The following is a 24,325-nucleotide window of genomic DNA, read 5'->3' as shown; positions in this document are numbered from 1 at the left end:
TGCCAATTTATGAGAATGCAAATAAGTAAAAAGTTTAACAAATAATGATATGTGGCCCAAAGACCACATGTTGAAGGATTATTTATTATCGTCACTAATGCGGCTTGCTACTGCCGTATTTTGATCTTTATATTTAGCATCTTTACGCGTGTTATAAGGGTTCTGTGCTGGGCTTGTCATGGTTTCAAAACTCATGGCACCAATTTTCATCATTGGACGAAGCGCAAGTGGCAGCTTGCCTGAGTTATAAAACTCTAAAACGATATTACCCGACCAACCTGGATCAATACGATGCGCTGTTACATGTACCATCAAACCAAGGCGTGCTAACGACGAGCGACCATCTAACCAACCAACAATATCTGCTGGTAAAGTAACTTTTTCATGAGTAATAGCCAATGCTAATTCACCTGGATGAAGGAAAAAAGCTTCTTCTTCATCAAGCACAATTTCATCACTCATGATTGATTCCATTGCCTTATTAAGCTGATCTTTAGGGCCACTTAAATCAACATACGCAGCAGTATGATCTTGGAAAACACGAAACTTATTGCCCAAACGCAGGTCAACCGTGACACCCGAGATCATTTCATTACTTGGTGCTGGCTCTATAACAATGCGGCCTTCGTCAATATATTGCTGAATATGGGTATCTGATAATCTCATTTATTATTCTACCTAAACAACTTAAACATTTGATTTAAAGTTGGAAAAAACGATAACTTTAACAAAAAACACAAACCTTTTGCGTCTACGAAAAGCTAATTATAGTGGACTTAATGAGGCATATATTACACAAATCAACTGTGCGTTGCTTCAATAATTATTAATTAATTAAAATAGATAATAAAAAGCCGCTCAACGAGCGGCTTTTGTTCCTTTTGAGATCACATATTAAAAGCTATAACGGGCACCGATTGTGTAACGTGGTCCATATTGACGAGCAAATAAGAACTGATCTTCGTAACGGCCATAGCCACGCTCAGTTTCGTTGTTAAGGTTTATACCTTCAAAGAAAACAGTCGTGTTTTCGTTAATGTCGTAGTTAACACTCAAGTCCCACTGACCATATGTATCGCCAAATTGTGGCGGCGCATCAGATGAGCCTTGTGCTTGACCAACACCAATTAAGTAAGAGTCACGCCATGCGTAAGTCACTTTCACAGATAAACCATCTTTATCGTAAAAAGCTTGGAAGTTAGCTGAGTCACTTAAGCCAGATAAAGGAGCTTGTTGAGTCAAACTTGCTACATCAAATTCAACATCACCATCAACAAACGTAGCATTAACCCCTAAACCAAAGCCGCTTTCACCAAATAAGTGTTGAACAGCAAGTTCAAAGCCATCAACTGATTTACTATCCGTGTTTTGTGGTTGAGAAATATTCCATACCATCAGTGGATCTGAACTCGTTGGTTCAATGGCACCATCCGCATTACCATAACCTAATGCCAGCATTTCATTGAACACAGCGTCACTTGTAGCTTGCTCACCACGAGCTTCTACAGATGCCACAGCTTCAAGGTAACGAGGACCATTTAAGATATCGTATAAACCATCAATGGTTGTTTCAGTTATTTGCGTTTGAATAAAGTTATCTACGTCTTTTTTGAAGTAACCAACCGAAGCATAGCTACCTTCGCCGTAGTAGTACTCAAGTGATAAATCGAGGTTAGTTGATTCAAATGGCAACAGATCAGTATTACCTTGGCTACCTGTACGCGAACCTGGTTTCGGGCTACCCGTTAAGCTACGGCCACCAGCCAAATTACCCAGCGGCGCACGTGCCATGGTTTTACCCCATGAAACACGACCAACAAGCTCGTCTGTAATTTCAACTTTTACGTCGATGTTCGGCAACCAGATATCATAGTTACCTTCTTCTTGATAAAAGTTATCTGTACCGCCAGTTTCGTACTGCATGATCCACTCAGATGCACTCACCCAGTTAACTTGGCTTTCAACACGTTGACGAACCGTACTGGTCACATCCGTTTCTTCATAACGAAGACCTGCGTTGATTTGAACAAAGTAATCAGATAATTCAAATTCCCATAAGCTATTCACATAGAAGCTTTGCGTTTTCTCTTCTACGTAGCTTTCACTGTCGATACCATCAAAGAATGGATCAATTGAGTATTGATTATCGCCCAATAAGTCTTCATTCAAATAAGCAAGTTGACGCGCTAACGCTTCTTCAAAGCTATAGGTGTAATAGTAATTTGGTTCAAGGGCACTACCACCACCAGAGAATTGATCTAGCATGTCGCCTGTATCATTATAAGTGAACATGCCATCAGGGAAGATTTCGGTGAATGATGGGTTAAAACCAGGGCCGCCACGTAAGCCACTCCATGCAGTAAAACCGCCCATAGTTTGCTTAGTATTGGCAGCACCGAATTTCACTTTAACAAGTGGAATTTCAAAGCTTTCATTAAACCAAGTTGCATGAAGCTGAGCTTGCTCAACATTAGACTCACCTGGCGAGTAAATAAACTGACTGAAGTTTGAATCAATCTCACTTGGATCAAGTACCGTCGTACCATTATTCCAATTAACGTAGGCATGCGGAACTTCACCAGTGCGGTAATCATATACTTTGCTCTGTAACTGATCTGAGCCAAGAATGATTTGACCATCAGAACCTAAGCCATCATCTGCGCCGTTATCTGTTTCGTTTTTCGAATCATGATAATCGAACTCAACTTCCCACTGGTCGTTAATTTGCCACTCTAGGTTTAAACCAATTGAACGTGCTTTTACTTCTGTGGTGCCACGGCTTGCTGTAAATGAACCATCATTACCACTGATATCGGCATAAATCGCTGTACCATTTTCATCAAGCTCATAGCTGTTAATGTTACTGCCAAACTCATTCCAAATACCCCAACCCACGGTATTCACACCGGTGATTGCACGACTCGCCGTGTAATCAACCGTTGCAGTGAAGCTTTCAATTGGCGAGTACTGTAAAGTTACTTGGCCATTAGTGCGCTCACGTTCAACATCAGCAATGCTGTAGTTCATGTCTTTCGGAAAGAAATGATTACCGACACGGTTGCCTTCGCTATCGACTGCACGAGAGTCAATGTAGTCAGCTTCATCAAGGGTCGGTAAATCAACATTGGCTTGCCAACCTTGAATATTGGCGTTTTGCTGTTGAAAATCACGTTCTTGATGTGAGAATGATGCCGCAAAACCAAATGTATTATCAGCATAAGTATTGCTGTACATTGCAGAAAACTCTGGCGTTACATCATCACCGGCCTCATTAGATGAATCGTGAATAGCCTTAATAGACGAGCTAAATTTCTCGCCTGGGCTATTTAATGGGCGCGTAGTAATAATATTTACCGTAGCACCGAGACCACCACTGGGTACATCTGCTTGCCCTGATTTTGCTACTTCAAGTGCACTGACACCATCAGCGGCAATATTCTCAAGGGCGTATGAACGCGTATAACCCGTGCCTGGCATTTGACGGCCATTCAGCATTACGAGGTTAAACTCAGGACCAAAACCACGTACCGTAATTTCGCTACCTTCGCCGTTAGAACGACTCACTGATACACCGGTAATACGTTGTAATGATTCAGCTAAGTTAGTATCTGGGAATTTACCCATCTCTTCTGCTGAAATCGCATCTACAACACCTGTTGCATCACGTTTCATATCCATGGCGCGGATCATACTGCCACGAATACCTTTAATTTCGATAACTTCAATATCGTTATCAGCTTTCTCTTGCTCATCCTGTGCATAAGCCGACATAGTGCCTAGCCCTGCGGTTAAAATCATCGCAACTGACGCTGCAAGAGGTGTTTTAATAAATTTTGTGCTTTTCATGATATACCTGCTTTTGCAATATGTTGTCATGGATACTGGGTGCTGTAATCAGCACCCATCACTTGTTGCCAATGTTAATTACGGCTTTGCAATAACTGCATTATCAATACGGTAAACCGCACCTTCACCCATCCCCCATGACGGGAACACCATAACAACGTCGATTGCACTAATATCAAGACCTGCACTTAGTAAGTCAGCAAGTGTATAAGTATACGTTTGCCACTCACCAACCACCGGCTCGACACCTTCTTGACTTGCACTTAATGCAAGCTCCACAGCTTGACCTGCATCGTTTGATTCAATCTTGAATAACCACTGTGCATCTTGGTTACTGGCATTTGAAACAATTTTCATCTCAAAACGAACCACACCTTCAGATAATAAGTGCGATGCATCAAAGCTCACGCCATCATCAGCTAAAAAGCCCATTACCGTAGCGGTAGAACCAATTTGAAATTCTGCCACAGAGCCATGAGTTTCATCGTCAGTTTCGACTGTTGGCGTGCTGCCAGCACAACAATCCCAAATGCTCCACTGATCAGCCACGTTTTCGGCAAACAGCGTCAGCTCTGATGCTGCCGATTCTTGCTCTGGTGCATAAATGCGAGCATTGTCGACACGGTAAACTGCACCTTCACCTTGACCCCATGCAGGGAAAATCATGATTACATCAATAGCACTTACATCTAAACCTGCGTTTAATAACGTACTGATTGGGAACGTGTATGTTTGCCATTCACCAGCAACAGGGTCAACACCTTCTGAGCTTGTGTTAAGGTTAACTTCTACTGCTGTTGCACCTTCATTAGACTCAACTTTTAATAGCCAAGGCGCATCTGGTGTTGATGATAAAGAGGTGATCTTCATCTCAAACTGCAGCATGCCGTCATCAACCAATGCTGATGCGTCAAACTGCGTACCACTGCCACCAGATGAAGTACGGTTAATAAAGCCCATTACCGTAGGAGTTGCACCAATAGAGAACTCAGCAGTAACACCATGTTCTTCGTCGTCGACTACTTCAACAGGTGTTGAACCACCACAACAATCCCATAGCGGCCAATCAAGATTAGTTTCATCAGTGAATAAAGTTAATGAAGGTAATGTTGTTGTGCCGCCATTGGTAATTTCAACATTATCAACACGGTAAACAGCACCCTCACCTTGACCCCATGCAGGGAAAATCATGATTACATCAATTAGCGATACATTTAAACCTGCGTCAGCTAATGTTTGCAGTGGGAAGGTATATGTTTGCCATTCACCAGCAACTGGGCTAACACCTTCAGTGCTAGCACTTAGGTTAAGCTCAACGGCTGTCGCGCCTTCGTCACTTTCGATTTTAAATAACCAAGGTGCATCTGGTGTGGCAGGCAGCGAAGTCACTTGCATATCAAACGTTACATAGCCGTCTTCTAGCATTGCACTAGCATCAAAAGGAGAGGCTTCACCATTTTCATCGGTAATAAAGGCATCACGGCTAATAAAGCCATTTACTGTAGGCTCTGCACCCACACTAAATTCAACTACATTACCACGGTCTGCATCTTCAACTAACCCTGGCGTTGTGCCACCACAACAGTCCCATGCAGGCCAGTTAGGGTTAAAGCTGCTATCAAAAATAGTCAGCGGCGTAACAGTGCCATCACTTAGTGGTGTTGGAGCTGGAGCTTTGCCTTGCACAAGTGCATCGTCTAAGTTGTCATAACCTGGGCGGACTGTTTCACAACCTTTACCTGTATCAGGGTCTTGCGCACATTCATAAACACGAACATAGTCAACTTCAAATGCCTGACCATTTTCGAATGCACTAGCATCAATACCGGTTGCATTAACGTTTTCAGGCCAATCACCGCCAACTGCGAAGTTAAGAATTAAATAAAACTCTTGGTCATAAGGAGATTCATCCCAAAACGTTTTTAACTCACCAGTTGTTTGGTCAAAGTACTCTGTATACCAACCTTTATGTTTTAGAGCCAGCGCTTCACCATTTGCATTGTAAAGTAGCTCTGACTTGCGCTGTGTCGCGTATAGGTAGTCATCAACGTACCAGCGAATTTCACCCTCTTGCCACTCAATAGCATAAGTATGAAAGTCATCAGCAGGGTTCGACCCTTGGTCAAATGCATAAGCTTTACCACTGCTATCATTATTTGGCCACTCTTTACCATAGTGAAGCGTGCCGTAAATATTGGACTCGACACCATCTTCGGTTGGAACTTTCAAGTTAACCGACTCAACAATGTCAATTTCACCAGAACGAGGCCATCCACCATAAACTTCATCGGTAGGCATCATCCAAAACGCAGGCCAAGAACCTTGCCCACTAGGCAGCTTTGCGCGTACTTCAAAGCGACCATATTTAAAATCAGCTTTGTAACGAGTATTAATACGCGCAGAGGTATAAGGCTTATCAGCCCCTTCTTCCGCAGGTAACGCAACGATATTAAGAATACCGTCTGCAATAAAGGCGTTTTCTTCACTGTCGGTATAACATTGTTTTTCGTTATTACCGCCACCCGCACAGTTTATTTCGAAACTCCATTTTTTGTCATCGATAGCATCGCCATCAAAATTATCTTCCCAAACCATCACCCAGTCTGAAACAGGCTCAGTTGGGTTGACAGTATCAATTTTCGTATCTGTGGCAGAGCCGCCGCAGCCAGCTAATGTCGCTACTGAAAGCGCCATTGTAAGTTGTGTTAAGTGTGTTTTAAATCTGTTCATTGCATTGAACCCTAACATTATGTGTTTGTTAGTACTCAACTGATTTATATGAATATTATTCTAACCAGTCAATTGTAAGCGCTTACATTTAAAGGTAAATAAAAAGCCCGTAAATGTAAGCGCTTTCATTAGACTATGATAAGGTTATTAAAACGTCAATAAAATATTAACATTTGTGGCGATTTTGTTTTTTGGACATGTTTAACGAAAATGTAGGCTATATACGGCTAAAAAAGGGGGTTAAGAGCAAAGTTAATGATAAAGAACCATCCAAGATTTTGTTAATAAGAAAAACCTATTAACAAAATCTTTGCAACAATCAATCTTCAGTAATGACTATTTCAACTGCGCTTGTGTGCGCCTGTTGATAATACAAGCTACTGGCAAGTACACGGGCAGCGGTTTTGTAGGTTTCGCTTATTTGAGCAGCGTTGTCTTTGGCAATTAAATCGCCCTGCTCTGAGCTCTCGCGAATTTCAATGGCCAGCGGAATATTTGCCAGCACAGGCACACCATGACGATGTGCTAATTTTACGGCACCATCTTTACCAAATACATGATTAGGCTCACCACAATGACCACATAAGAAGTAGCTCATGTTTTCAATTAAGCCAAGCACAGGCACGTTCACTTTATTGAACATGGCAATGCCCTTTTGTGCATCGGCTAGGGCTAAATCTTGAGGCGTGGTGATGATCACCGCACCACTGGCTGGCACTTTTTGGCTCATGGTTAATTGAATATCACCTGTGCCTGGAGGCATATCAACGATGAGATAATCAAGCTCTCCCCAAGCGGTTTCGTTCATTAATTGATTAAGTGCACCTGATGCCATTGGTCCGCGCCAAACGGTTGCATCATCGCTTGGTACTAAAAAGCCAATCGATTGCGCTTTGAGGTTATGCGCCTCAAAAGGAAGTAAGTTTTTATTATCGGCTGTTTTCGGCTCAGCCCCTTGTAGGCCAAGAAGCAGTGGAATAGATGGGCCATAAATATCGGCATCGAGAATACCCACTTTGGCACCCTCTTGCTCTAAAGCCGAGGCAAGATTCACCGCTGTGGTTGACTTTCCAACGCCCCCCTTTCCTGAAGCAACGAGCACAATATGTTTGATTTGCTTAAAACTAAATGTGCTTGGTAATTTCACTTTAGCGCTAATTGACACAGGCACTGATAGTTTATCGGCGACAAATTTTTCAATGTCGTTGATTTCGCCCAAGCCTGCAAAAGGGAGGCTTAGTTTTACTTGCCAGCTTTTATCGCTGTTTTGATTAAGCTCTTCGAGCCAATCTTGCTCAATACCAATGGCAAATGCGCTACTACGATAAGCGGCTAAGGCAGCAATGATAGGTGCTTTTTCAGCCGATTTACTTGAGAATAGTTTTGACAGTCCAAACATAGCAATAAATTAGCGTTTCTTTGATGAAAAGTGCTGCGGAATTATGTAACATTCAAGGCATTAAAACCAGACAATTAGATAATATCATTGCTTTAGGTTGCATATAAGCAACTCACAATGAATTAAATAATGATATTCGAGCATATTTGCATCGAACTAATCTCAACTCGGAATGATTATGGCACAGCGAAAGATCCTGATTACTAGCGCATTACCTTATGCCAATGGCCCGACTCACTTAGGTCATTTACTAGAATATATCCAAACTGATATTTGGGCGCGTTTCCAAAAACAACAAGGTCATGAAACCTATTACGTTTGCGCGGATGATGCTCACGGCACACCAATTATGCTTAATGCGCAAAAGCAAGGGATCTCGCCAGAAGAGATGGTTATAAACGTGAGTGTTGAACGTCAACGTGACTTTGCTGATTTCAACATTGAGTTTGATAACTATCACAGCACGCACAGTGAAGAAAACCGTCATTTCAGCGAGTTAATCTACAACCGTTTAAATGAAGCAGGTCACATTAAAAAGCATACTATTTCTCAACTTTTCGACCCAGAGAAAGGTATCTTCTTGCCTGATCGCTTTGTAACAGGTACTTGCCCAACGTGTAAGTCAGAAGATCAAAACGGTGACAGCTGTGATTCTTGTGGTGCAACTTACAGCCCAACTGAGCTTATTAACCCACGCTCTGTAATGTCGGGTGCTGAGCCAATTTTAAAAGATTCTGAGCATTACTTCTTCGACCTACCTGCTTTTGAAGACATGCTTAAAGAGTGGTTACACTCAGGCACGATTCAACAAGAAATGGCGAACAAGCTTGATGAATGGTTTGCAGATGGCCTACAGCAGTGGGATATCAGCCGTGACGCACCTTACTTTGGTTTTGAAATCCCTGGTGCACCGGGTAAATATTTCTACGTGTGGCTCGATGCACCAATCGGCTACATGGCAAGCTTTAAAAACCTGTGTGATAAAAAAGGGATTGATTTTGATGCATTCTGGAGCGAAGACTCAGATGCAGAGCTTTACCACTTTATTGGTAAAGATATCATCTATTTCCACAGCTTATTCTGGCCTGCAATGTTAGATGGCGCAAAATTCAGAAAGCCAACAAATGTATTTGCCCATGGTTTTGTAACTGTGAATGGCGCGAAGATGTCTAAATCAAAAGGCACTTTTGTTAAGGCGCGCACTTACCTTGATAACCTAGATCCTGAGTATCTTCGTTATTACTACGCAGCAAAACTAAACAACGGCATTACTGACCTTGATTTAAACCTTGAAGACTTTGCACTACGTGTAAACTCAGACTTAGTAGGTAAAGTGGTTAATATTGCAAGTCGTTGTGCAAGCTTCATCACCAAGAAGTTTGACGGCAAGCTTAGCGACACCGTAATGGACGAAGCGCTATTAGGTGAGTTCCAAGCAGCTGCTGCAAGCATTGCAAATCACTACGAAAACCGTGATTACAGCCGTGCAATTCGTGAAATCATGGCCCTTGCTGATAAAGCAAACCAATTCATCGACGCTAAAGCGCCATGGGTGTTAATTAAAGACGAAACAAAACAACAAGAAGCACACGATGTATGCTCACTTGGTTTAAATATGTTCCGTGTACTTATCACCTACTTAAAACCTGTTCTACCTGGTATGGCTGCAAACGTTGAAGCCTTCTTAAACGACGGTTTAACATGGCAAGGCGCGCAAACAGCGCTGGTTGGTCACGCAATTAATAAGTTCAAACCGTTAATGCAACGTGTTGAAATGGATAAAGTAAACAAAATGATTGAAGAGTCAAAAGAAAGTCTAGTTGCTGAAAAAGACAAGATTGATCCAAACAGCCCACTCGCAAAAGAACCTATCAGCCCAGAAATCGAATTTGATGATTTTGCGAAAGTTGATTTACGCGTAGCAAAAATTGCTAAAGCAGAACACGTTGAAGGCGCAGATAAGTTATTAAAACTAACTTTAGATTTAGGTGGCGAAACGCGCCAAGTATTCGCAGGTATTAAATCGGCGTATGCACCAGAAGACATCGAAGGCAAGCTAACGGTAATGGTAGCAAACCTTAAGCCTCGTAAGATGCGTTTTGGTATGTCTGAAGGCATGGTATTAGCAGCAGGCCCTGGCGGAAAAGAAATTTATATTCTTAACCCTGATGAAGGCTCAGAGCCTGGCATGCGTGTAATGTAATTACACAATTGCTAGTTAATATAAAGAACCGTTGTGTTTCAGACACAACGGTTTTTTTGTATTTAATGAATGCTTTAGATTAATGTTGTTAGCTTAAGAGCTGGGGCATGCAGGATATTCAGCAAGCACTTGTGTAATTATTTGCCCAAACTGCTGGTGTTGCTGTTCGGTAATCGCAAAAGCAGCATTGTAAGCTAGGGTATCTGCAAGCTCACCTGTTATAACTTCATAAAAAGTCATCGCGGTCAGTAAGTGCCCTGCGTTTGATGCATGATTACCATCTGCACTGTAAAAATTAAGCTCCGGTAATGCGGCGATTGCTTTGTCCCAAACTAAGCCGATTGGTGCAACACAGCTTGTCTCTTTTTCGCTAATCGACAAATGCAATTGATAGACAAGCTCCCCCTCTTTGCTGTCGCCTTGCTGAGGATGCTCAGGAAACAAAATAGGCGTTATTTTCAGCTCTTTTGCACTGGCAATTAATCGCTCAGCCTCATTTGTAGAATAATTAACAGAGCCAGACTGAGAATACTTTTGACCTTGAAAAATAGCATGGCTCCAATTGGCTTGTTGTAGCTTTTCAACATTGCCCGATGTGTTCACTATTTCATCTAAAAAGCGACCACTGACAGTAAGCGTTGAAACTTGAGCGTTGGTTAACTCACTGGAAATAAGCTGTTCAAGCAAATCCCCTATCCTAGCACTATGGCTATTGCCATAAATAATAATATGATAGTCAGCACTACCACTATTATCGACAAGCTCAACACCTGTACCCGGTGTTGAGCTGTTAGTGTCATCAACTTTTGTAGATTCGTTTTCTGAGCTCGAACCACATGCAATGAGGCTAATTGAAAAGACGAGTAACAAAAAAGATCGAATTAATCTCGCAAACTTATCATTTATCATACTTTACCTTTTGGCTTATTATTTTTATGTCATTAATATTGAAACACAAAACGCTAAACTGCCAATTTTTGTACGATTTTTATCTAGGGTGCTAAGTATAAATCATGTAAAAGCCGTTCTTTTCGAGGTAAGTAATAGTCATCATAATCGAGTGACACTATAACTCTTTTAGCTTTACCTAATAACTCACTGCGAGGCACTAGCCCAATCACTCGCGAGTCTGCACTGTGGTCTCGGTTATCACCCATCGCTAGATACATATCCTTTGGAATTACGACAGGTGCAAAATGCTGCATCACCGAGGGCGTTTTTGATACCTGAATAGCGTGCTGAACACCGGCAAGATTTTCAATGAGTGTTTGCTGCTGTTGCTTGTCATCAGCTAATAAATAATCAAGCGCTTTACCGTTAATGATCAATTTATTATCGACTAAAGTCACTGTATCTCCCGGCACGCCAATAACACGCTTTATTAAGCGATTATTTGCAGCCTTAGAATCAAATACAATAATATCGCCGGCTTTTGGCTCATCAGTACGCATTAGCGAAATATGACTAAATGGTACACGCAGATCATAAGCCATTTTATCCGTTAAAATACGGTCCCCTTCAACGATGGTCGGATTCATAGAACCTGTTGGCACTTCATACCAATCAGCCACTGCACTTCTAAACACACTCATCAAGCAGATAAATAAAATCAATGAGCGGTTATTTTTCCATACTTTTAAAAGCCAGTTCATGTTCGTTCCTTATTTATTGTTTGTGTCATTAGGAGTCTGAGCGGAACAAATTAGTTCTTAACTAAATGTAACGAAATGCGTCAATGATAAAAATACCATACATGATGTTAAAAATATTTGACACAGCAAGCAATGAGTAGTTTACTTAACATCAAGTCAAATATTTTTTACATAGAGTGGAAGAAAATGAGCTACAAAGAAATGACAATTTGGGGCACCTTGGTGGTAACCATAGGCCTGTTAAGCTATTACCTGTTAGGTATTAATTCACTACAAGCCGCGGGTGCCCTTAGCCAAGAGACCATGGTGTCTTATTTTTATAGGGTTGTCGTAGTTGCGGTGATCCTAGAGATAATTATGCAATCTGTACTTGCTGGTATTAAACACAAAGAAGCAGACTTAGGGGATGATGAGCGTGATAAGCTCATTGACCTAAAAAGCACCAAGCTTGGTCACTGGTTCTGCTCTGCAACTATCTTAATATGTGTATTTTTAGCGACGCAAATTGAGCGCGTATCTGGACGCATGCTGTTACCTGAGGTCTCAGATCTATATAATATTATGCACTTTCTTATTATTGGTTTTTTAGTCAGTGAAATTATTACTATTGCCAGCAAAGCGTATTTATATCGAAGAGACAGCTAGATGACAAAACAGCTCAGTAATACCATTCGGGAACTTCGATTTCATCATAATGAAATGACGCAGCAAGCATTGGCAGAGGCTGTTGGGGTTTCAAGGCAAACCATAGTAGCAATTGAAAAAGGTAAATACTCACCGTCGCTCGAGGTGGCTTTTAAGATTGCTCAATTGTTTGATAAAAAACTGGACGATGTGTTTTCGTATAAATAGGACCAACAAAAAAGGTTAGCCAAAGAACTAACCTTTTTTATATTCGTATCATTTAATTTTATGACTGCTGATTTTTGAACTGCGCTTTGGCCTGCTCAACTTCATCATCACTGATACCTACTGATTCAGCTGCTTCTTTAATAAGGTGTGGCTGTGTCATCACTAATGCCATCAGCTGTTGAAGCTTTTCTGGTGGAATACCTAACTGTTGAACCAGACCCATTGCCATCATTGGGTTTTCCATAAACGCTTGAAACAGCTCACGCACTTTTTCGTCACTTACATTGTGCTCTTTGAGCATTGCAATAATAGGGTTCATATTCACCTTTACTTTTAACTACTAATAAAACCAATAATATGGGCAAATTGATGTTATTCAACTAACATCACCACTTTTCCCGAGTTTTCGTTGTTATCTAAAATACGGTGAGCCTCATTGGCCTCTTGCCAATTTAAGGTTTTATAGATATTGCAATCGAACAGCCCGTTGACCAAGTCATCATAAAAGCGCGATATAAACTGCTCTTTTAAATCACGTTTAAATTCAATTGAACGGTTACGCAAGGTTGATGCATGAAAGGAAATACGTTTGCTAAGCAGCCTTGCAAAGTCAACCTCAGCAAAGCGCGCATCTAAAAAGGCTAACATCACAATTTGACAATCCATTGCTGCAACGGCAGCATTTTTATTTAAATAGCGTCCTGAGACAGGATCAACAATGGTATTGGCCTGTAAATTATTGGCTTTGAAATACTCTACAAAGTCGGTAGTTTTATAATTAATGGTATGGTCTGCGCCAAGCTGCTTGGCATGTTCGCACTTTTCATCGCTGCCTGCAGTGATCACCACTTGAGCACCCGCGCGTTTTGCCATTTGAATTGCCGCCCCACCGACACCACTGGCTCCCGCATGGATCAGTGCCGTTTGCCCCGCTTTTAGCTGACCAAATTGAAATAAGGCAGAAAAAGCCGTTAAGTATACTTCACTGATAGCAGCACCCTCTGCCATTGTCATTTCATCTGGTAACGGCATCACTTGTGCAACATCAACGGCAACATACTCGCTGTAAGCACCGCCCGCGCACAAGGTAAAAACACGTTTATTCAGCCAGTCACCGGATACTGCACTACCTTGCTCAACAATGGTACCGGCGCATTCTAACCCTAAAATTTCACTGTCACCTTTTGGGGCTGGGTATTTACCTTGTCGCTGTAAGCAATCTGCACGATTAACGCCTATTGCTGCAACAGCAATAAGAACTTCGTTATCTTTTAAAACTGGTTTATCTGTTTGCGCAAAATGTAACTTTGAATCTTCGTGCTTAATATAACGCATATCACCTTCTATTTAATTCGTTGCCAGATCTCAGCTTCGACTAATTTGCCATTTTCATACAAGGTGTGATGCCACAAGTCACCTTCTAGTTTGTAATCAAATGCCATGGTCTTACCAAGTAGTGAAGGTACATTACCATAGGAAAAAGTTTCGATAAATTGCTGGTCTTGCAAAACATATTTGCCGCCACCAGCATAATGAAAGTTGCCTTGCTTTTGGGTGATATAGCTAAAATGACTAGGTGTAATCAGTTTAACTGAGGTTATTTCTGGCGCTTTTGCCGTCACATAGCCGTCATTGGTTGCATATTTGCCTTCAACAAATTGCCAGCTACCTAATAACGGATTGGCGCTTACCATAGACGAAATAAATAAACTCGATAATAACAGTGTGTTTTTCATAGTGCGTTCCTTAGCTTTTTAAACAGCATACGCTAACACTATGTTTCTATTAAACAGTTATAGATTGAGATTTTTTCATTTGAGCTCTCATCGAAGAAAAGCGCCAAGACTGCTTATAAGGATAAACATCAAGCAATTGTCCATCGTTTATAGCTGTTTGTAATTGCTGCCACATTGTGGCGGTGAAAATATCTTGATGCGCAACATTAAAGTGATCAAACGCCCGCTTATTGGCGCTAAAAAATACTTTAAACTGGCTCGGAAATACGTCGTTTTCTGCGATATCAAAGTAGCTTTCGCTGCTGAGTTCATCTAATGAATCCTCGGTTTTGGGCAGCTCTCTAAATTGGCACTCTGTCATAGGGCAAATTTCATCGTAGTCGTAGAACACCACTCTTCCCCAACGAGTTACACCAAAGTTTTTCATCAGCATATCACCGGGAAAGATATTAGCCCCCGCAAGCTCTTTTATTGCTTTACCGTAATCAACCATTACTTGCTGCAGTTTTCGCTCATCACAGTCGTTGATATACAAATTAAGCGGCGTCATTTTGCGCTCTACATACACATGACGCAAAATAAGTGCATTACCCGAAATCACAAGGCTGTCACCAATTTGCTGTTGCATTATTTGTATAAGCTCATCACTAAATCGGCTTAAATCAAACGCTAAATAACGAAATTCGTGGGTATCGACTAGCCGGCCAACTCGGTCGGCTTGTTTGACAAAATCGTATTTAGCCATCACCTGCTGTTTGGTAGCCGTTTTTGGCGCACTAAATTTATCTTTTATTACCTTGTACACATAATCTGAGCCTGGGGTGGTAAATACCAGCATCACCATGCCCGGCGTCCCCGGCGCAAGTGTGTATTTATCGTCAACGGGGCTATTACGGGTGGTATCAACTTTATAACGATAAAACTCGGTTTTCGCGTGTTTGATAAAGCCTATGGCATTAAACAGCTCAAAACGTTGCTTATGAGGCATTAAAACACTGAGGTAATCAACATATCGGGCGGGTTGGTCAGTGTCGACCATAAAATAAGTACGCGCAAAGCCAAACAGCAAGCTGAGTTGATCAGCTCCCATCATCACAGCATCAATGTGCAACCCTTTTTCACTGTTTAATAGCGCAATCGCAAATGGCATATTATCGCCATTTTTAGCAATACAGCGACCTATGATGTAGCAGGCTTTATTTCTGAAAAACAATGAATTAGCGTATTCAATATAACCGTCGTTAAGTGCAAGCAACTCATAAACTTGTGGGCACTGCTGTTTCGCTCCAGCAATCAAGGTGCGCTGTAACATGGTAACATCATTAGAAAAATCAGCGTATTGTGACCGAAACACATGGCGCTTGATCAAGCTACTAATCGCACTTTCAAAGCCATTTTGCAGGGAAATACGGCTTACCAGTGAATCAAAGGGTCTTGGCCCCAGTTGATATCGTGCTTTCAGTACAAACAAGTGCACATTGCGAATTTTTCGTGAGTCCCAAATTGCACCGAAGGTTGAGTTAAAAAACGTATGAGCAATGGGCTGGTTTTCATGGCTTTGCACCATTTCTGCGTATATTTGTTTGGCTAATAACCAAAGCGCTGGGTCGTCTACTTCGCTATAAGCAATAATTTTTACCGCTTGGCTTACCTTTTTGACTTGCCCTTCGTAAACTTGCAATCGCGATTTCATAGCCCCTTGAACTTGATGCCACTGGCGCTGTTCAAAACGACTTTGTGCACCAAGGGTAATATTTAAAAACTCTGCAAACATAGCCTCAAAGCCAGCATACACCGCACGGGCAAGCTTAGTCGCTACGACCTGATTTAACTGTTCGCTGTGTGATTTAACAGCCAAATGTGAACTTTGCTGTGGCATTATTTTTATCGCTTATGCTGATTATTTTAGTCGCCTTGTTTACACACAATAGCAAGCGCGCTTTAATTTAGGTAATTAATAAAGATAATAAATAAGATTGATCAAATGAATATTAGGCACGTCGACCTCAACCTATTGGTGTATTTAAATGTCCTCATTGACGAACAAAGTGTGTCTAAAGCCGCCAATAAACTAGCTTTGACTCAACCTGCAATGAGTAATGCCCTTAAGCGTTTGCGAGATTTGTTTGATGATCCATTATTAGTGAGAGCCGCTGGCACAATGACGCCAACCGCAAAAGCGCTCAGCCTTAAACCTGAAATAGAATCACTGTTAAAAATGGCTGAAGAAATTACTCAGCCAAGTGAGGTATTCGACCCGAGCACCGCGAATATTACGTTTCGGATCATGGCAAACGACTACCTTGAATCAACCCTTATTGCGCCGTTTATCACCAAGCAGCTAGCAAAAAGCCCGGGGCTTAACTTTGATATTTTGAGCCCAAGCGATGTTAACCTTCAAGATATGGAAAAAGGCACCATCGACCTTGCCATTAACCGCTTTAACGGCCTGCCCCGCTCATTCCACCAAGCCAGTGTATGGCGCGACAATTACTGCTGCTTAACACACCCAGACAACCCTTACTTACAACAACAAAACCTTGAAGGCTACCTTGCACAAGAACATATTTGGGTAAATCGGGCTGGTTGGGGCGTAGAAGCCGCAGTAACAAATAAATCAGGCAGCCAAAAACTTGGCTGGGTCGACGAGGCATTATGGCAACTAGAACAAACCCGCAATATTCGTGTATTCACCCGCCATTACATGGTGGCGAGCCTCCTTTGCCAATCACCTCAACTCATAGCCACATTGCCCCGCCGCCAAGCCATGTTACTTGCAAAACACACTGATTTGGTAATAAGTCAGGTGCCATTTCAAATAGTTCCTATTGAAGTAAAAATGTTATGGAGCCCTTTGCTACACCACGCAAACCCGCACCAATGGCTGCGCAGAGAGCTACTCGCCTTTGCCGGTACGGTGGCTGATCGCTAAAAACAACATAATATTGATTGAATCAATATCAGTTATTGAAAACAACAATTTCATAAATAATGAGTGAAGGGCTAGAGTGAAGTTAAGCACATAAACAAAGAGAAAATGATTATGGAAACTTCAGCGCAATTCACTCAACAGGACGGCCTTTACATCAATGGTCAATTACACTCATTCATCGAGCAGCAGCTTTGTAAAAAAAGCGATTTAGCTTGCGAAGAAATTTACCAAACACTGGCAACCATGGTTGATGAGTTTGGTTGCCAATGTCGTAAAACTAAACATCATGATGATGATGTTTTACAAGCAGACACACTGTTAAAAGCGTATAGCACAGTACGTACTCACCCGCATTGTCATGTTGATGCACAAACAACAACTGCAGTGCTCGATGAATACTGCTGCCAAGTACCAGCTATTTTAGTGGTTGCGTTAATGGATACATTAACAGGCATGACAAGCAACGAACCTGGTGCAGAGCACATTTACCAACGTGCAGCACTGTTAACAGGTAAGCCATGTGTCTACTCAGTTAAAAGCGCCAATGCCGCTTAATATGGTTCATTATTTGAGTTACTTATTCGCGCGATGATGCTTTTTGCAAAATCACTGCAACTAAGCATCGTCGCATCGGCTACTAAGTTAGCCAAATCAAACGTCATTTCATTTGCGCTAAGCGTCTCTTCTAGGGCTTTCTCTATTTTATTCGCCGCTTCGTGCCAACCCATAAAACGTAGCATCATGACCGCACTTAAAATACTGCTTGTTGGATTTGCACTGTCTTCCCCGGCGATGCGATTAAATGTACCATGAGTCGGTTCAAAGAAGGCCACTTCATTATTTAAGTTTGCCGCAGGCATAATGCCCACGCCACCGACTTGTGCAGTTAGCATATCAGCTAAGTAATCGCCGTTTTGATTGGTTGTTACCACCACATCAAATTGCTCTGGGGTGAGTAGCGCTTGTTGTAGCATGTTATCAGCAATGACTTCTTTGATGATTAAATCATCTTGATTGTCTCGTTTGATCACTAACCAACGACCATTTTCATGCGCTACAGCGTTAAACTCTTGCTCTGCTAGGGCAAATGCCCAACGTTTAAAGGCACCATCGGTAAATTTTAATACATTGCCTTTGTGCACCACAGTCAGTGATTCACTGTGCTCTTGAAGGGCAAAGTTAAGGGCGTAACGCATTAGTCGCTCTGCCGCCTCTTTCGAGCTATTTTTAATACCAATACCGCATTGGTTATCAAAACGAAGTCGGGTGACACCCATTTCTTGGCACAGAAAATCAAGCATACGCTCGTTATCGATACTGCCAGCCTGCCACTCAATGCCGGAGTAAACGTCTTCGGAGCTGTCGCGTATTACTGTGATTTGGGTTTTTTCAGGCTCTTTTAAAGGAGAAGGTAAATGCGGGTAACTGCGAATGGGCCGCATGTTAACGAATAAGTCCATCTCATGACGAAGAGCCACATTTAATGAGCGAAAGCCTCCGCCAAGGGGGGTTGTTAACGGCCCTTTTATGGCAATTTTATACTGTCTAACGGCATGCAGGGTTTCTTGCGGGAACCAGTCGCCGTCGTATAATGCTGCCGCTTTTTCGCCATTGAACACTTCCATCCAATGTATTTGTTTATCACCTTGATAAGCATGACTCACCGCAGCATCGACAATATCTCGCATCACCGGGCTAATATCTTGACCCACACCATCGCCTTCAATATAAGCAATAACCGGGTTATCAGGAATATGCCATTGGCCCTTACTATCAATCGTAATTTGCGCGCCGTTCGGGGGGACTGAAATATGTTGATACTGCATCATGCCTTCCCAGCAAAGAGTTTTAACAATATTAATATCAAGAAATAGCTAATTTGTCTGTGCTTACAAATAAATAGCCGCTATTCAAACAATCAATGGGTTACCTTGGTAAATTCATTTTCCATCGCATTAAATAATGAGCCAATTAACTGGGTATCCAAGGTTACAGTATCCTCTTTTAAGGCCGTATCGACAGCCACTGCTTTTACATACAGCATTTCACATTCAAACATATTCGCTGCACCTTTGAGCATATGCACATTTTTGCTGAACCCTTCTAAATCCATTTTTTTATATTGTTCTAGCATTTCTTTGTACTGTGTCTCTAACCCTTTTATATAATCATTTTTTAATGCCTGAAACTCTTTTTCAGGCAACTTTATATCTGCTAACTCATCGCATTCTAAATAACTGGCAATTTTATGACTAAAGGCATTTCTATCGATTGGTTTTGCAATCAAATCATTAAAGCCCTGCTTCATATAACGCGTCACTTCATGCTTCATAGTATTCGCTGTTAGCGCAATTATCGGCGCTGTAACCCCGGTTGCTTGCATCATTTTTAATGCTTCTTGACCGTCCATTATCGGCATTTGAATATCAAGCAAAATAAGATCAAAGCAGTCTTCGAGGGTTGCTTGCACTGCGTCTTTACCATTCTCCACGGTGGTCACCGTCAGTCCCATCCGCTCTAATATTCGCGCAATTAAACGTCGGTTGTCTGGGTGGTCTTCGGCAAGTAATACCCTGCCCTTTAAGTTCTCTGGCGCATCAAGCTTACTAAACGGTGAGGTTTCAACTAGCTTCACTTCGCTCATGTCATTGAGCCAACGAGTATTATCTGTGGTGTACACCGACATAGTGAAAATAAATTCACTGCCAGAACCCACATTACTTTTAACACTGATATCCCCATCCAACTTTTTAGCAAGGCTTTTGGAAATATTAAGGCCAAGCCCGGTACCTCCATACTGCCTAGAAATACTCGAATCAGCTTGATAAAAAGCACTAAATAACAACTGCTGCTCTTTTTCAGTCATACCAATGCCAGTATCTTTTACACTAATTGACAACTTATCGTTGTGACAGCTCACAGTTAAGGTTATACGCCCCACTTGCGTGAACTTAAGGGCATTGGTTGTTAAGTTTAATAAGATTTGCCTTAATCGACTCGGATCGGTAATCAAGTAGTCTGGTAATGGGAACTGATAATCGACACTGAACTTTAAGCCCTTATCGCGAATTTGCTTGCCAATGAGCGACTCTATATTGGCAATCGTGGCAAACAAGTCTGTTTCGACTAAATCAATTTCGAGCTTGTTAGCTTCAATCTTCGACATATCGAGGATATCGTTAATTAATCCAAGAACATGACGACTATTTTGCAAAATAACCCCAATTCCATGGTTGCGCTCATGGGGCTTAATATCCCCGAGCATAATGCCATCTGCATAACCAATGATTGACGTCATTGGGGTGCGAATTTCATGACTGATATTCGCTAAGAAACGGCTTTTAGCCTCATTTGCATCGCGAAGCTCTGAGGCGAGTTCTTCAAGCTCCAACGTTCTTAAATGGACTTTTTCTTCTAGATTTTTGTTGAGCTCTACGTTGTCATCGTGAAGCAGTCTAAACTTATCGGCCACAGCAAACGCAAGCAACATAGCGTCCATAGCGGTGCCTATCAAACCCAATAAATATAAATTAATGGAGGTTGCTGGCAGCAAGCCTAAATTCGTTAAATTACCCACCATATTCGGTAGCATCATGGCTATGTAAGCAAGCACAAAATATCGCGCTGGCTTAAAGCCAATAAGCATACAGCGAATACCTATGTATAAGCCTAAACATAAAGCAACGCCCGTCACTAACGTTGACCAATAAAAACCAAAGCTTGGCCATAAAATACAAAACGGTATACCCAAGGTCGCGATCACACCCACCATCAATGATAATTGCGCCAGTTTTGGAAATGTCTCTTTGAGTTTAAGCAAGTTGTTGTAAAACAGAATATTGGTTAATGGCGTGAGCGCAAAGCCAAGCCAATGAAGGTGAGGATTATAGTAACCAAATAGCTGATCCGAAATATGGAAAAAGTGGCTCCAAGCAAACACCCAAGATGCAGTAAATAATGCATAGTAAAGATGTGTCACATCACGGGAAACCAAATAAATTAATAAGTTATATAAGCCAAGCGCAATACCCACCCCAAAGCAGAGCATCATGACCATATTTTCAACGGTTATATTCTGAAAATAATCTTGGTATGGCGTTAATACTAGCTTTGCAGGGGTATAAAAGTAGTCACTTTCAAAATAGGTAATAAGCGTATAGCGCTTGCCTTTCTCAAGAGACAAGCGATTACCATAGTGGAATGCAAACTGATTTGGCTCTTTACCACCCGTTACAAAGTGCTGTATGGGGGCTGTTGGATCAGTGATATCGTAAATGCGGCTTTCTATTTTTGAAACCAAGGTGTTATACGGATAGAGCACTAAATCTTCGATATCACTTTGATTTTCAATTTCAACAATTAACCAATAACTACCACCAACCGAGCTTATTCGAGACTGTGGCTTTTTGCTGGCTCGCCAAGTATCAATTTCAGCCACCGATTGCGGGAACATATTATCGTTCGCCGTAAACACATCACCGACATCATGAAGATTTTGATCAGCCACAGCATCGGTGTAGACAAACGTCTCTTGTGCATTAGCCGAAACACTTAATAACAACAAAAACAGCAGAGTACTAAAATACAGCTTAAACCGCATTCACAAAACCCCTGTACCAGTGTGGAGATGGCAACGACTAGAATTGCAGTGAAACATCAAAGCCATAGCGACGCCCTTCCCCTTTAAAGTCTTCAAGCATGCCTAGGAACGAGCTTAAATCGAACTTTAACTGACTGTATTCAGTATCAAATAAATTTTTGCCCCATAAAGTAAATGACCAATTTTCAACATCGTATTTTAGATGCGCATTAACAATGCTAAAACCGTCTTGGCGGGCATATGGGTTCATGTTCTGGTCAAAATAAAACTCAGACTGATAATCGTAAATAATGTTGGCCGATAACGGATACGACGCCAAGCTGGTGTCGTATTTTAACCCCGCTGATACATTCCATTTAGAAGTAAATGGTAGTTGGTTATCGGTAATACTATTACCAAGTGGATCAACGTATTCTTCAAATTCAGCATGAGGGATATAGCCTACTGAAAGTAGCATGGCTAATTGTTTAGTTGCTTGGTAATTAATTTCAGTTTCAAGGCCGTAAATAGTTGAATCAGCCACATTTTCAAGTAATTGCACTGGGGGCATTTGCGGTGTTTCTGACGCTTGGTTCATAAACACTTGTTGGTCGTTATAATCATAATAAAACGCCGCCCAATTCATTCTAAGTTGCTTCCCAGGCCAGAACGACTTTAAGCCAATTTCATGGGCATTTAAGCGCTCTTTGCCATAGTTTGCCAAGATTGCTTGTTCTTCGGATGACAAAAAGCCGCCATTGTAGCCACCACTTTTACTACCATTAGCAAAACGATAATAAAGATTGCTTGTATCTGAATAGCGATAATTAACGGCAAATTGCCCGGTAAAACCGTTATCCGATTGCTCATCGGTAACACGATAAAATGGTACCAGTACCCCATCTAAGTCGTTTACATCAACCACCGCATTTAAGGTGGCGATTGAGTCATACTCAAGTGACTCATAGTCATATCTAAGACCGGCTGTAATCATCCATTTATCTGCGACAGGCACTTCAATTTGGCTAAATACAGCCAAATTTTGCATCTTGATTTCGTTATCGTAGATAAAGGTCGCGGTTAAGTTTGTCGGTAAAATGCCGCGGAAATCGCGCAAAATATCATTTAAATTATCTTGCTCAATTGTCTCATTGGCAAAATAAATACCACTGGTGAGTGTGTAATCAGCAAGTTCGTTTAATAACCTGAATTCTTGGCTGAATAGTTGGGTATCTAACCCTAATACCCCTTCGCACAAACGAGCTGGGGAGCCATCGCAGTTAAAAGCGTGGCTTCTTTCTAAATCGTTAAAGCTCGACAGTGAAGTAAATGTACTTTGCTCGTTTAAATGCCAATTCAGTTCAGCAATAAAACCGTAGCCATCGGATTTATGAGGTGAGTCGTTATTGACGCTCACCGCAAAGAAGTCATCACTGCCATCATTAAAACCAAAGTTATCAAAACAGCGTGTTGAGCCCGCATCTGCTGGTGAACACAGCTCACCAGTTAAAGGGTTCGCGACAATACCAATACTACCAACTGGCTGGGCAATACCATCCCAATCTTCAATATGCGCTTGCAGGTAAAGATCAACCTCATCCCACTCGGACAAAAAAGACACACGGGCATTTTTTTGCTCCATGCCTGCTGTTGGCGAGTCTGCATAAGTGTTTTTTGTTGAGTATTCGTAGTCTTGATAGTTAACCGCAATTCGTAATGCACTGGAACCTGATAGTTGCTGGTTCCACATACCATCAACGCTGGTGGCATTATTGTTGGCAACGCCTAATGTCAACGAGCCATAGCTATCAAACTCAGGGCGATTTGAGCGTATAAGTATTGCACCACCGGTAGAATTACGACCAAACAAGGTACCCTGCGGGCCGCGTAAAATATCGAGCTGTTCAATATCGTACAAGTTAACAATTTGATTATTAGCAGACCCCACCGCAACGCCATCAAGATACATAGCAACAGGTGAGGTATTCGCCGTATTGTAATCAAGTAACCCCACCCCACGGATACTCACAGCGGGAGGCGTCCCTTCTGCGGCGTTTTGGGTGATTTTAACATTTGGCGCAAACAAGCCAATTTCAGTTGAATCTTTAAAATGCTGAGCTTTTAAAATTTCGCCATCCACTTGGCTTACCGCTACACTCACATCTTCAATTGCTTGCGGACGCTTTTGTGCATAAACGCTAATAACTTCCATGTCTTTTTCAGTCTCAGCTCCTTGTGCAACAGCGCTTGCCATTACACATGCTGCCAAGCTGGTGCTCGACATCATTATAAATTTAGGATCTTTAAAAAAAGGACGCTTCATTGGCTTTTAGACCTTAAAAGAGGGAAACTTGTTAAATTGTTGTAATTTAGTGGTAAGTATAGACCAAACAATA

General features: G+C 41.7%; 18 protein-coding genes. 5 read left to right on the top strand and 13 right to left on the bottom strand.

Annotated elements, in window-relative coordinates; all coding sequences use genetic code 11:
- Positions 1–78 precede the first annotated feature (78 nt).
- From dcd to apbC, 4 genes are all read right to left on the bottom strand, one after another.
- Complete coding sequence (gene dcd, locus ISP07_RS15685; RefSeq protein WP_138615771.1) at positions 79–666, bottom strand: dCTP deaminase; 588 nt, start codon at positions 664–666, stop codon at positions 79–81.
- A gap of 228 nt (positions 667–894) precedes the next feature.
- Positions 895–3,846 (bottom strand): TonB-dependent receptor, encoded by a 2,952-nt coding sequence (locus ISP07_RS15680; RefSeq protein WP_209328163.1) that lies wholly within the window; start codon positions 3,844–3,846, stop codon positions 895–897.
- Between the two features lie 78 nt (positions 3,847–3,924).
- Positions 3,925–6,576 (bottom strand): glycoside hydrolase family 16 protein, encoded by a 2,652-nt coding sequence (locus ISP07_RS15675; RefSeq protein ID WP_209328162.1) that lies wholly within the window; start codon positions 6,574–6,576, stop codon positions 3,925–3,927.
- 319 nt (positions 6,577–6,895) lie between these two features.
- Positions 6,896–7,975, bottom strand: coding sequence for an iron-sulfur cluster carrier protein ApbC (gene apbC, locus ISP07_RS15670; protein WP_209328161.1), 1,080 nt, complete (start codon positions 7,973–7,975; stop codon positions 6,896–6,898).
- Positions 7,976–8,153: 178 nt separating this feature from the next.
- On the opposite strand from apbC, the gene metG reads away from it, so the two are divergent.
- A complete protein-coding gene (metG, locus tag ISP07_RS15665) occupies positions 8,154–10,178 on the top strand; it encodes a methionine--tRNA ligase (protein ID WP_209328160.1) in 2,025 nt (674 codons plus the stop codon).
- Positions 10,179–10,271: 93 nt separating this feature from the next.
- Here the strand turns inward: metG and ISP07_RS15660 are convergent, their stop codons facing one another.
- Positions 10,272–11,087: a hypothetical protein gene (locus ISP07_RS15660; protein ID WP_228290647.1), complete on the bottom strand. Its 816-nt coding sequence runs from the start codon at positions 11,085–11,087 to the stop codon at positions 10,272–10,274.
- A gap of 83 nt (positions 11,088–11,170) precedes the next feature.
- Positions 11,171–11,830 (bottom strand): signal peptidase I, encoded by a 660-nt coding sequence (gene lepB / locus ISP07_RS15655; protein ID WP_054552940.1) that lies wholly within the window; start codon positions 11,828–11,830, stop codon positions 11,171–11,173.
- 186 nt (positions 11,831–12,016) lie between these two features.
- On the opposite strand from lepB, the gene ISP07_RS15650 reads away from it, so the two are divergent.
- Together ISP07_RS15650 and ISP07_RS15645 are read left to right on the top strand one after the other, a co-directional pair.
- A complete protein-coding gene (locus ISP07_RS15650) occupies positions 12,017–12,475 on the top strand; it encodes a hypothetical protein (RefSeq protein ID WP_209328159.1) in 459 nt (152 codons plus the stop codon).
- On the top strand, positions 12,476–12,682 hold the full coding sequence (locus ISP07_RS15645; protein ID WP_209328158.1) for a helix-turn-helix transcriptional regulator: 207 nt from the start codon (positions 12,476–12,478) through the stop codon (positions 12,680–12,682).
- 58 nt (positions 12,683–12,740) lie between these two features.
- Here the strand turns inward: ISP07_RS15645 and ISP07_RS15640 are convergent, their stop codons facing one another.
- The 4 genes from ISP07_RS15640 to aceK are packed head-to-tail and all read right to left on the bottom strand — an operon-like array spanning position 12,741 to position 16,297.
- Positions 12,741–13,001, bottom strand: coding sequence for a DUF2999 family protein (locus ISP07_RS15640; RefSeq protein ID WP_054561248.1), 261 nt, complete (start codon positions 12,999–13,001; stop codon positions 12,741–12,743).
- A 53-nt stretch (positions 13,002–13,054) separates the two neighbouring features.
- Positions 13,055–14,017 carry a zinc-binding dehydrogenase gene (locus ISP07_RS15635; protein ID WP_209328157.1) on the bottom strand — a complete coding sequence of 321 codons (963 nt, stop codon included), beginning with the start codon at positions 14,015–14,017 and terminating at the stop codon, positions 13,055–13,057.
- A gap of 8 nt (positions 14,018–14,025) precedes the next feature.
- A complete protein-coding gene (locus ISP07_RS15630; RefSeq protein WP_063704600.1) occupies positions 14,026–14,418 on the bottom strand; it encodes a hypothetical protein in 393 nt (130 codons plus the stop codon).
- 49 nt (positions 14,419–14,467) lie between these two features.
- Positions 14,468–16,297: a bifunctional isocitrate dehydrogenase kinase/phosphatase gene (aceK, locus tag ISP07_RS15625; RefSeq protein ID WP_209328156.1), complete on the bottom strand. Its 1,830-nt coding sequence runs from the start codon at positions 16,295–16,297 to the stop codon at positions 14,468–14,470.
- 105 nt (positions 16,298–16,402) lie between these two features.
- Here aceK and ISP07_RS15620 point away from each other — a divergent pair, with 105 nt between their 5' ends.
- Both ISP07_RS15620 and ISP07_RS15615 read left to right on the top strand, forming a co-directional pair.
- A complete protein-coding gene (locus ISP07_RS15620) occupies positions 16,403–17,350 on the top strand; it encodes a LysR family transcriptional regulator (RefSeq protein ID WP_209328155.1) in 948 nt (315 codons plus the stop codon).
- A 111-nt stretch (positions 17,351–17,461) separates the two neighbouring features.
- Positions 17,462–17,905: a hypothetical protein gene (locus ISP07_RS15615; protein WP_209328154.1), complete on the top strand. Its 444-nt coding sequence runs from the start codon at positions 17,462–17,464 to the stop codon at positions 17,903–17,905.
- Here ISP07_RS15615 and icd read toward each other — a convergent pair.
- The 3 genes from icd to ISP07_RS15600 all read right to left on the bottom strand — a co-directional run bounded on the left by icd (position 17,902) and on the right by ISP07_RS15600 (position 24,252).
- The gene (icd, locus tag ISP07_RS15610) at positions 17,902–19,176 is read right to left on the bottom strand and encodes an NADP-dependent isocitrate dehydrogenase (protein ID WP_209328193.1); all 1,275 of its coding nucleotides are present in this window, start codon (positions 19,174–19,176) and stop codon (positions 17,902–17,904) included. The genes ISP07_RS15615 and icd overlap by 4 nt on opposite strands.
- Positions 19,177–19,268: 92 nt before the next feature.
- Positions 19,269–21,950, bottom strand: coding sequence for a 7TM diverse intracellular signaling domain-containing protein (locus ISP07_RS15605; RefSeq protein ID WP_209328153.1), 2,682 nt, complete (start codon positions 21,948–21,950; stop codon positions 19,269–19,271).
- 37 nt (positions 21,951–21,987) lie between these two features.
- Entirely contained in the window at positions 21,988–24,252 is a 2,265-nt protein-coding gene (locus ISP07_RS15600; protein WP_228290646.1) for a TonB-dependent receptor, read from the bottom strand.
- Between the last annotated feature and the right edge of the window lie 73 nt (positions 24,253–24,325).

It is taken from the genome of Pseudoalteromonas sp. PA2MD11 (assembly GCF_017808125.1).
GTDB lineage: Bacteria > Pseudomonadota > Gammaproteobacteria > Enterobacterales > Alteromonadaceae > Pseudoalteromonas > Pseudoalteromonas simplex.
The sequence above is the reverse complement of the archived record's forward strand: the minus strand, read 5'-3'. Positions and strand labels throughout refer to the sequence as shown.

Coding starts and splice junctions, on each gene's coding strand:
- dcd (WP_138615771.1), bottom strand. CDS start 666: ATGAGATTATCAGATACCCATATTCAGCAATATATTGACGAAGGCCGC.
- ISP07_RS15680 (WP_209328163.1), bottom strand. CDS start 3,846: ATGAAAAGCACAAAATTTATTAAAACACCTCTTGCAGCGTCAGTTGCG.
- ISP07_RS15675 (WP_209328162.1), bottom strand. CDS start 6,576: ATGAACAGATTTAAAACACACTTAACACAACTTACAATGGCGCTTTCA.
- apbC (WP_209328161.1), bottom strand. CDS start 7,975: ATGTTTGGACTGTCAAAACTATTCTCAAGTAAATCGGCTGAAAAAGCA.
- metG (WP_209328160.1), top strand. CDS start 8,154: ATGGCACAGCGAAAGATCCTGATTACTAGCGCATTACCTTATGCCAAT.
- ISP07_RS15660 (WP_228290647.1), bottom strand. CDS start 11,087: ATGATAAATGATAAGTTTGCGAGATTAATTCGATCTTTTTTGTTACTC.
- lepB (WP_054552940.1), bottom strand. CDS start 11,830: ATGAACTGGCTTTTAAAAGTATGGAAAAATAACCGCTCATTGATTTTA.
- ISP07_RS15650 (WP_209328159.1), top strand. CDS start 12,017: ATGAGCTACAAAGAAATGACAATTTGGGGCACCTTGGTGGTAACCATA.
- ISP07_RS15645 (WP_209328158.1), top strand. CDS start 12,476: ATGACAAAACAGCTCAGTAATACCATTCGGGAACTTCGATTTCATCAT.
- ISP07_RS15640 (WP_054561248.1), bottom strand. CDS start 13,001: ATGAACCCTATTATTGCAATGCTCAAAGAGCACAATGTAAGTGACGAA.
- ISP07_RS15635 (WP_209328157.1), bottom strand. CDS start 14,017: ATGCGTTATATTAAGCACGAAGATTCAAAGTTACATTTTGCGCAAACA.
- ISP07_RS15630 (WP_063704600.1), bottom strand. CDS start 14,418: ATGAAAAACACACTGTTATTATCGAGTTTATTTATTTCGTCTATGGTA.
- aceK (WP_209328156.1), bottom strand. CDS start 16,297: ATGCCACAGCAAAGTTCACATTTGGCTGTTAAATCACACAGCGAACAG.
- ISP07_RS15620 (WP_209328155.1), top strand. CDS start 16,403: ATGAATATTAGGCACGTCGACCTCAACCTATTGGTGTATTTAAATGTC.
- ISP07_RS15615 (WP_209328154.1), top strand. CDS start 17,462: ATGGAAACTTCAGCGCAATTCACTCAACAGGACGGCCTTTACATCAAT.
- icd (WP_209328193.1), bottom strand. CDS start 19,176: ATGCAGTATCAACATATTTCAGTCCCCCCGAACGGCGCGCAAATTACG.
- ISP07_RS15605 (WP_209328153.1), bottom strand. CDS start 21,950: ATGCGGTTTAAGCTGTATTTTAGTACTCTGCTGTTTTTGTTGTTATTA.
- ISP07_RS15600 (WP_228290646.1), bottom strand. CDS start 24,252: ATGAAGCGTCCTTTTTTTAAAGATCCTAAATTTATAATGATGTCGAGC.